Here is a 6,329-nt window from a genome sequence, read left to right as displayed (position 1 = left end):
CGCCACCCTGGCGCGCCAGGGCGGGCAGGCGACGCTCGCCGCCGAGGGCGGCCTGACGGCGGCCTCCCTCCCGGCGCTCACCGGCGGCGACGCGGTGAAGGGCCAGGTCACGCTGCGGCTGCGGCTCGGCGCGGCGGGCGACAGCCAAGCCGCCCTCGTCGGCAACCTCGCCGGCAGCGGGGCGCTGGAGCTCGCCGGCCTGAGCGTGCGCGACCTCGACCCCGCGGGAGTGTCGCGGGCATTGACCCGGCTCCTGTCGGAGGACGACCCGCTGCGCTCCGGCCGCGTCGCCCAGGTGGTGGCGGAGGAACTCGACCGCGGGCCGCTGGTGGCGGCCGGGCCGGTCTCGGTGCCGGCCTCGGTGGTCGGCGGGGTCCTGCGCACCGGCGGCCTGACCCTCGATCTCGGCCCCGCGACCTGGACCGGCCTGGTTCAGGTCGACGCCAAGGCCTGGCGCCTCGACGCCCGCGGCACGCTCACCGCAACGGCGACGCCCCGCGCCTGGACCGCGCCGGCCCCGACGCTGGGCCTGGCGCTCGCCGGCCCCCTGGCGAAGCCGCAGCGCGACCTCGACCTCGTGCCGCTCTCCAACGTGCTGGCGGCGGTGGTGCTGCAGCGCGAGCTCGACAAGATCGAGACCGTCGAGTCCGACCGCAACGAGCTCGCCCGGCGCCGCAGCCGCCTGGAGATGGACCGCGCCCGGGCCCTCGAGGAGGCGCGCCAGGCCCGGCAGCGGGCGGAGGAGGCGGCGCGGGCGGAAGCCGCCCGGGCCGCGGAGGCCGCGAGAGCGGCCGAGGCGGCGAGGGCAGCGGAGGCGGCGAGGGCCGCCGAAGCAGCGAGAGCCGCAGAGGCTGCCCGCGTGGAGGCCGCCCGCGCGGCGGAGGCGGCGCGCCGGAAGGCCGAGGAGGACGAGGCCGCCCGCCGCCAGGCCGGCGGCGCGTCGGAGACGGACAGCCCCTGACGCGAACCGGCAGCGGTCGGCCGGGAGGGTGACGATCGCCCTCGGTTCCGTCCGGCCGCCCGGCGTGGTAGCGAGGCGCCTTTCCCCTCGAACCCCTTCGTCCCGCGCATGAATCCCATCTTCGCCGACCTGCCGACCACCGTGTTCGAGGTGATGTCGGCGCTCGCCCGCGAGACCGGCGCCGTGAATCTCGGTCAGGGCTTCCCGGACGATCCGGGCCCGGCGGATGTGCGCGCCAAGGCCGCCGAGGCGGTGGTGGAGGGCTGGAACCAGTACCCGCCGATGATGGGGCTGCCCGAGCTGCGCCGGGCCATCGCCCGGCACTACGCCCATTGGCAGGGGCTCGACCTCGACCCGGATGCGGAGGTGATGGTGACCTCGGGCGCCACCGAGGCGCTCGCCGGCGCCCTGATGGCCCTGATCGAGCCCGGCGACGAGGTCGTGCTGTTCGAGCCGATGTACGACGCTTACCTGCCCCTGGTGCGCCGGGCCGGCGGCGTGCCGCGCTTCGTCACCCTGACGCCGCCGCATTTCAGGCTAACCGAGGAGGCGCTGGCCGCCGCCTTCTCGCCGCGCACGAAGGTCGTGCTGCTCAACAACCCGCTCAACCCCTCGGCGACGGTCTTTCCGGACGAGGATTTGGCCCTGCTCGCCGGGTTCTGCGAGCGGTTCGACGCCGTGGCCGTCTGCGACGAGGTCTGGGAGCACGTCGTGTTCGACGGGCGCCGCCACCGGCCGCTGATGGCCTTCCCGGGCATGCGCGAGCGCACGGTGAAGATCGGCTCGGCAGGCAAGATCTTCTCCCTCACCGGCTGGAAGGTCGGGTTCGTGATGGCGGCGCCCCGGCTGATGCGGGGGCTGTCCAAGGCGCACCAGTTCCTCACCTTCACGACGCCGCCGAACCTCCAGGCCGCGGTCGCCTACGGGCTGGCCAAGGACGATGCCTATTACGAGGGGATGCGGGCCGACTTCGCCCGGGCCCGCGACCGCTTCGCCGACGGGCTGACGGGGCTCGGCTTCCGGGTGCTGCCCTCGGCCGGCACATACTTCCTCAACCTCGACATCGCGCCGCTCGGCGAGAGCGACGACGTGGCGTTCTGCGAGCGGCTGGTGCGGGAGCACGGCGTCGCGGCGATCCCCGTCAGCGCCTTCTACGCCCACCGGCCGGTGCGCAACATCGTGCGGTTCTGCTTCGCCAAGCGCGACGACACCCTCGACCGGGCGCTGGAGTGCCTGCGCGGGCTCGCGCCCGGGCGCGCCGCCTGATGCGGGGCCTCCTTGTTGAACAGGCAGGCCGGGGCCACATCCTGGGGCATGAGCACCACGCACACGCTCCGGAGCCCCGGGATGACCTCTTCGCAGACGGCCGGCCACGTCCCGCCCTTCGGGGCCGGTTCCTTCGGCACCGGGGCCGAGTTCCAGGCGGGTGGCTTCCAGCAAAAGGGCTTCCCGCAGGACGACCCGATGGGGCTGCGCGCCAAGGCGGGCCAGGCCATGGCCGGCTCGACGCCCGAGCAGGTGATGGCGCGGCTCGAGCTGCTGGCTCACATCCTCGACACCGCGATCCTGCTGCCGGGCAACCGACGCATCGGTCTCGACGCGATCGTCGGCCTGATCCCGGTGATCGGCGACGCGATCACGACCGCGATCTCGTCCTACATCGTCTGGGAAGCCCGCCGCCTCGGGGCGCCGCGCTGGCTCATCGCCCGGATGGCGGCGAACGTGGCGATCGACGGCGTGGTCGGCGCGGTGCCGCTGGTGGGCGACCTGTTCGATGCCGCCTTCAAGGCCAACCGCCGCAACGTCGTGCTGCTGCGCCGGCACCTCGAGCGCAGCGGTGGGCTCAAGCCCAGCGTGATCGACGTCACCGCGACGCGGATCGACTGATCCTGCCTCGACCGCTCTCGACCGCCTGCCCGGGGGACGCCGCATGAACCAGCGCCCTCCGACCCCCGAGCTCGACGCGATTCCCGTCACCTCGCCGGCGGCCGCGCCGGTGAGCCTGCCGCTCCCCGGCGCGGTGGGACACCGCCGGCTGTCGCCGCTCAACCGGCGGCGGCTGGCGAACTTCAAGGCGAACCGGCGCGGCTACTGGTCGTTCGTGCTGTTCTGCCTGCTCTTCGTCACGAGCCTGTTCGCAGAGCTCATCGCCAACGACCGGCCGATCGTCGCCTCCTACAAGGGCGAGATCCTGTTTCCGATCGTGGTCGACTACCCGGAAGAGAAGTTCGGCGGCTTCCTCGCCCGGACCGATTACCGCGACCCGGTGATCGTGAAGGAGATCGCCGAGCACGGCTGGGCCCTGTGGCCGCCGATCCGCTTCTCGTACAACACCCACAACCTCGACCTGCCGGTGCCGGCCCCCGCCCCGCCGACCTGGCTGCTCACGGACGCGCAGTGCAAGACGGTCGCCGCGAAGACCGGCGGCACGACCTGCCGCGACATCGAGTGGAACTGGCTCGGCACCGACGACCAGGGCCGCGACGTCGCCGCCCGGCTGCTCTACGGCTTCCGCCTCTCGGTGCTGTTCGGCCTCACCCTGGCGCTGGTCTCGTCGGTCATCGGGGTGCTGGCCGGGGCGGTCCAGGGCTATTTCGGCGGCTGGGTCGATCTCGTGTTCCAGCGGGTGATCGAGATCTGGACCGCGATCCCGTCGCTCTATCTCCTGATCATCATCTCGTCGATCATCACGCCGAGCTTCTTCGTGCTGCTCGGGATCCTGCTGCTCTTTTCCTGGGTGTCGCTCGTCGGCGTGGTGCGGGCGGAGTTCCTGCGCGCGCGCAACTTCGAATACGTGCGCGCCGCCCGCGCGCTCGGGCTGTCGAATGCCCGCATCATGTTCCGCCACCTCCTGCCCAACGCCATGGTGGCGACGCTGACCTTCCTGCCCTTCGTGCTGAACGGCTCGATCACGACGCTCACCTCCCTCGACTTCCTGGGCTTCGGCCTGCCGCCGGGCTCGCCGTCGCTCGGCGAGATGCTGGCGCAGGGCAAGGCCAACCTCCAGGCGCCCTGGCTCGGGCTGACGGGCTTCGCCGTCATCGCGGTGACCCTGAGCCTCCTGATCTTCGCCGGAGAGGCGGTGCGGGACGCCTTCGATCCGCGGAAGACCTTTCGATAAGGGGCATCCCGAGATCGGCGGAGGGCCGGCATCGCGCTCCGGGTCACTCGAACGGGTGATCGAACGCGATGCCGGCGAACTCGCCCCGCCGCCACATCAAGGAGGCGCGGCGGGTGACGTTGGCGTGCCGGATGACGATCCAGAAGCGCTCTGCCAGGACATAGCGCCGGGACAGACCGATCTTTGCCCCACCGTCCGACAGATCGCGGACGATGCAGGGAATCTGATCGTAATGGGAAATCACGATCGTCGCCGGCATCGAGGTCACGTGACGCACCCGGCCGCGCTTGTCTTCGACGACGTGGTTCGGGGCACGTGCTCGACGATCGGACTGGACGACAGGGGTGTCGCTCATCCTAACCAGACTCCCATACGATCTATAGAGTCGTTGTATCGCGCCCTCTTGCATTGGATTTGACGACGGCCTGAGGACCGGAGCCGTGGCTCGATACTTGGATACGAAAGTTAAGCAAGTCCTGCCACTCAATCTTTGCGTGTGGATTACGGCGAGGGCGAACGGACCGAGCGATGTCGGCGCCTATGAGCGGCCCCCGATCGGCTGACACCGCGGGACACGATACAGGAGGCTGTTCAGGCGCGGGCGCGACGATAGCGAGCGTGACTGCTCCCCCGCAGAGGGGCTAGCGTACTCACACAACTCGGTGCGAGCGGTTTCCCCATCGAAGGTTGCGCCTCTCCTCCCCCTTGTGGGGAGGAGTTGGAGGTGGGGGTGGTGCCGGAGAAGTCTCAATGGTGCCTCCTGCACCACCCCCACCCCTAGCCCCTCCCCACAAGGGGGAGGGGAAAGCGCATATATTTTCAGTGGGTTAGGTCCCAAAAGAGAAGTGTGAATCCACTAGCGCGGACAGGGGAGGGCTCTTGCGCGGCGACCGTCGCGCCTGCACCCCGCAACCTGCCGTACCGTGCCCCGAAGCGCCGAGACCGGACGCCTCTCCGGGCCTCAAATTTCGCGCGGCATCCTCTCGACGAACCGGCCCCGCTCGGGTCGAGGCAACCTCAGACCACCAACCCGCCCACCGGCCGCAGCGCCTCCGTGCCGGGAAAGACGCTGCGCCCCAGCACAGCGGGGGAGAGGCCGAACAGGTCCGCCGCCAGCCCCTTGGCGACCGCCCGCAGGTCGGTGGTCGGGGCGAGGTCGCGGCCCTGATAGAGCCGGGCCGGGGCGAGGCCCGGCCAGTCGGCCAGCACCCGGCCGCCGCGCACCGCCCCGCCGAGGAGGAACGCCACCGTGCCGGTGCCGTGATCGGTGCCGGTGGTGCCGTTGACCCGGGCGGTGCGGCCGAACTCGGTGACGACCAGGATCGCGGTGTCGGCCCAGCGCGGCGCCAGGACCTCGGCGAAGGCGGAAAACACCCCGTCGAGCCCGCCGAGCAGGCCGGCGAGGCGGCCGGTGGCGCCGCCCTCGTTGGCGTGGGTGTCCCAGCCGTCGAGGGCGAGGGCCGCGATGCGCGGGCCGTCATCGGCGGCGACGAGACGCGCCGCGCCCTCGGCGAGACCGCGCAGGCCCCCCGCCTCCTTCGGTCCACCCTCCTTCGGTCGGCCCTTGGCGAGCGCGTCGACGTCGAGGCCGCGGGCGAGCGAGGCGGCAAGCGCCGGGTCGCCGGCCTCGTAGAGGGCGAGCACCCGCCGGGCGAGTTCGTCGCTCGCCCGCGGCATCCGCGGCGGCGCCCAGCCGAGGACCGGGGCCGGCCCGCGCAGGATCAGGGGCGGCACGACCCCGACGCCGAGGGCCGTGCGGGGCGCGATCCCCTCCCCGGCCGGCAGGGCGGCGACGAGGCGGTTGAGCCAGCCGCTGGCGGTGTGGCCGGGGCCGGGCTGGCCGCTCTCGAGCACGTCCTGCCCGTCGAAATGGGAGCGCTCGCGGTAGCCGGTGGCGCAGGCATGGACCACCAGGGCCTGCCGCGCGGCGTAGAGCCGGGCGAAGGTCGGCAGGGCCGGATGCAGGGCGAAGAAGCCGTCGAGGGGCAGGGCCGCTCCCGGCCCGTCGCGGGTGAGCGCGATGCCGGGGCGCAGGTCGGCATAGGCCGGATCCCCGAGGGGCGCCACCGCCGAGAGCCCGTCGAGGGCACCGCGCAGCACCACCACGACGAGGCGGGCGTCGCGGGCGCCCGGGGCGGCGGTGGCGGTGCGGGGAATCGCGCTCCAGGCGAAGAGCGCGCCGGCGGTGCCGAGGATGCGCCGGCGGCTCGGATGGGTCTCGCAGAGGTCGGCGTGGTCGCTCATCGG

5 protein-coding genes and 1 pseudogene are annotated in these 6,329 nt (G+C 72.5%); 4 read left to right on the top strand and 2 right to left on the bottom strand.

Features of this window, described 5'->3' with window-relative positions; genetic code table 11:
• From QR78_RS35045 to QR78_RS20980, 4 genes and pseudogenes are all read left to right on the top strand, one after another.
• Positions 1 to 961, top strand: a pseudogene (locus QR78_RS35045) (hypothetical protein); the annotation flags it as partial.
• A 108-nt stretch (positions 962 to 1,069) separates the two neighbouring features.
• Positions 1,070 to 2,227 carry an aminotransferase gene (locus QR78_RS20990; protein ID WP_048429520.1) on the top strand — a complete coding sequence of 386 codons (1,158 nt, stop codon included), beginning with the start codon at positions 1,070 to 1,072 and terminating at the stop codon, positions 2,225 to 2,227.
• Positions 2,228 to 2,425: 198 nt separating this feature from the next.
• Positions 2,426 to 2,848, top strand: coding sequence for a DUF4112 domain-containing protein (locus QR78_RS20985; protein ID WP_048429525.1), 423 nt, complete (start codon positions 2,426 to 2,428; stop codon positions 2,846 to 2,848).
• A gap of 43 nt (positions 2,849 to 2,891) precedes the next feature.
• A complete protein-coding gene (locus tag QR78_RS20980) occupies positions 2,892 to 4,082 on the top strand; it encodes an ABC transporter permease (RefSeq protein WP_048429519.1) in 1,191 nt (396 codons plus the stop codon).
• Positions 4,083 to 4,125: 43 nt separating this feature from the next.
• On the opposite strand, the gene QR78_RS34285 is transcribed toward QR78_RS20980, so the two are convergent.
• Positions 4,126 to 4,437, bottom strand: coding sequence for a PilZ domain-containing protein (locus QR78_RS34285; protein ID WP_158004059.1), 312 nt, complete (start codon positions 4,435 to 4,437; stop codon positions 4,126 to 4,128).
• Positions 4,438 to 5,099: 662 nt separating this feature from the next.
• Entirely contained in the window at positions 5,100 to 6,326 is a 1,227-nt protein-coding gene (locus tag QR78_RS20970) for a DUF1501 domain-containing protein (RefSeq protein WP_048429517.1), read from the bottom strand.
• Between the last annotated feature and the right edge of the window lie 3 nt (positions 6,327 to 6,329).

Origin of the sequence: Methylobacterium indicum (assembly GCF_001043895.1) — a bacterium.
Taxonomy (GTDB): Bacteria; Pseudomonadota; Alphaproteobacteria; order Rhizobiales; family Beijerinckiaceae; genus Methylobacterium; species Methylobacterium indicum.
Note: the sequence above shows the minus strand (reverse complement) of the source record. Positions and strands in the feature narration are given on the sequence as shown.